At 40.3% G+C, this 2898-nt stretch carries 3 protein-coding genes; all 3 read right to left on the bottom strand.

What is annotated here, in order from left to right:
• Window positions 1–414 (bottom strand): hypothetical protein (locus Q8907_15435; GenBank protein MDP4275663.1); only part of this gene is annotated, 414 nt, incomplete at its 3' end.
• 27 nt (window positions 415–441) lie between these two features.
• Window positions 442–1284 carry an alpha/beta hydrolase family protein gene (locus Q8907_15430; GenBank protein ID MDP4275662.1) on the bottom strand — a complete coding sequence of 281 codons (843 nt, stop codon included), beginning with the start codon at window positions 1282–1284 and terminating at the stop codon, window positions 442–444.
• A gap of 86 nt (window positions 1285–1370) precedes the next feature.
• A partial coding sequence (locus tag Q8907_15425; GenBank protein ID MDP4275661.1) for a GH92 family glycosyl hydrolase occupies window positions 1371–2898 on the bottom strand: 1528 nt, incomplete at its 5' end.

The raw sequence follows: 2898 nt of genomic DNA, 5'->3' as shown, positions 1-2898 counted from the left end.
GGGACGGAATTCAGCAAAGTTCCAGACTTCAGCGGTAATGACATTTTTACCTTTTTTTAAATAAGGCGAAATATCAATGCTCTCAAAATTCCACTTTAACAGGTCACCTCTGGCAGGACCATTGCATACCTGTTTCCCGTTCACATACAACTTATACCGATTGTCGCCCGAAACATGGACGATAAATTGTTTGGGTTCAGAATCTAAATTAAAATCTTTTCGGAAAAGATAAACCCCATATTCCTTGCCGGAAATGCCTGGGCAGGAAATCCATTTGGCTACCCACTCCTTGTTCAGGATGTCCGGATTAATGCCAACCTTTAATTGAGCGAATGTAGCAGTAGTTTTAAGAAGAAATCCTATAAATAAAAAGCAAAACGTAAGTCTTTTTAAAAACTTTTTTAATTCATTCATCTGAGTCTAATAATAAAAGCAAGTTAGTTAATTATTGCTTGAGTTACGAGCCTTATTGAAATACTTATTCATAAAAAGCATCTGGTATTGAATTGAGTTAGCCCAATACTCCCATGAATGTCCGCCAGGTCTTGAGATAAAATCATGAGGAATATTATTGATTAACAGCTTCTGATGCAACTTCTCATTTACCTTGAAAAAGAAATCCTCCGAGCCACAGTCAATAATTAACGCAAGCGAACCCGGAGTAAGCAAATACGTTAAATTAACGACACTGTAATGATCCCAGTTTTCGGGGTACTGCGCATACATTCCAATGCGTTTGGGAAGATCCCAGTTTCCAGGGAACGGTCTTAAATCGACGCCTCCGCTCATACTTCCGGCAGCTCCGAAAACATTCTGATGACGGAACGCGAGATATAACGCACCATAACCTCCCATACTTAATCCCGTAATAGCCCTTCCAGACGAACTGGCTATGGTATTGTAATGTTTATCAATCCAGTTCACCAATTCGGTTCCTACATAGGTTTCATATTTTGATTTAGGATCAATCGGGCTATCCAGATACCAGCTTGAAAAATTACCATCAGGACAAACTATCATGAATTGATATTGATCGGCATAGGCTTTTATTGCAGGCACCTTGGTTATCCAATCAGCATAATCACCTCCGTAACCATGTAACAAATAAAGTACAGGATACCGGGTCCCTTTTTGATAGGAGTCAGGTTTTACCACAACCGCCTTAATATTCTTTTTCATTGAAGCGCTGTAGGTTAAAGTTGTATCCACCGTTGCGGCCTTTAACAAAAATGCTGATTGAACAACCAACAACACCACAATTAAACAAAATAAATTTCTACACATAATACAAAATTTAAACATTTCTATAGCAGGCACTTCATAGAGAAGGCCATGCTCTTAGAATCAATACATTTCTACAAGTATTACTATTATTTTCCCCAGTTCTTATTTGGTTTATCACCCATTTGTAACTCCAACTCACCACCAGCTGCAACATCCGAATGATCTATATAACACTTGGCGTAAGGTTTACCATTAAGCTTTGCGCTTTGTATATAAATATTTTCTGGTGAATTATTTTTAGCAACAATCACAAAGTTCTTTCCTTTGACATATTTCCGGTCAAGCTTAAGCTCAACCTTTGAAAAAACCGGAGAGGTAATTTCATAGCGGGTATCCCCAGGACAAACAGGATGAATCCCGGCAGCAGCAAGCACATACCAGGCCGACATTTGGCCTACATCTTCGTTCCCTACCAATCCTTCCACGGTATTATGATACCCTCGTAAACATACCTGACGGGTCCATTTCTGGGTTAACCAAGGTGCCCCAAGCCTGTTGAAAAGAAAAGTCACATGATGTACCGGTTCATTGGCATGATTGTAATAATCGTTCCACATTAAATCATTTGGAGTTTTCTCCATAAAATCATTAAGGTCGGCGATTACTTTCTCATTCCCACCCATCAATTTGACCATACCAGGGACATCATGAGGAACAAACCAGCCTTGTTGGTATGGATTACATTCTATACATCCATACCATTGTTCCAAACGACCGGTTTCGGGCCAGGGAAGCCAGTTGCCGTCTTTATCCTTGGGGCGGAACCAGCCTTTTTCGGAATCGAAAATGTTTTTATAATCCATTGAACGGGCGGCATATTTAGCCTTATCGCTGTCTTTGCCCAAAGCTCCGGCCAGACGCGAAACGCACCATTCGAAATAAGCATACTCCAAGGTATTGGACAAACAGAACGGTTCTGCAGTATAGCCCCTATCATTATTGCCGAAGCGCTCCACCGAATTTACCGAAAGCTGATAGGCTTTAGGAATATCAAAGTTCCGGATTCCTTTGAAATAGGCATCAGTAATTACTGATACTGCGGGATTACCGATCATACAACCGCTATAAGAATTCAAGAATTCCCAACGTTCCAAATAATCTTTGTTCTTTTCGCCGGCTAATGTTACTAAGGAGTTTATCATGTCGTTGACCAACGCAGGATTAATAAGGGTTTGTAAAGGCATTTGACTACGGAAAACATCCCATCCGCTAAAAATAGTTCGTTTGGTAAAGGTAGCCGGATGATGAATTTTGCCATCGCCACCAATGTAATTCCCGTCAACATCCTCGAAAATCCGGGGATCAATCATCGTATGGTAAAGCGAGGTATAAAAAACATATTTTTCTTCTTCAGTACCTCCTGCAACTTTCACTTTTGACAAGGCTTTGTTCCAGCTTAACCGTGTCTGATCATGTATTTTATCGAAATCCCAACCCTTAATCTCTGTTTGAAGGTTATTTCGGGCGCCATCTATACCTACGAATGAAATTCCAACTCTCATTAAGACCGGTTCGTCAACATGGGTTGAAAATTCAGTATAAAATCCCAGATGTTTTCCCTCCAATTCTTTTTTCCCTGGCATTACAGAGGCATTGGCTACCTGTTTCTGATAT

The organism is Bacteroidota bacterium, from assembly GCA_030706565.1.
Classification (GTDB): Bacteria; Bacteroidota; Bacteroidia; order Bacteroidales; family JAUZOH01; genus JAUZOH01.
The sequence above is the reverse complement of the archived record's forward strand: the minus strand, read 5'-3'. Positions and strand labels throughout refer to the sequence as shown.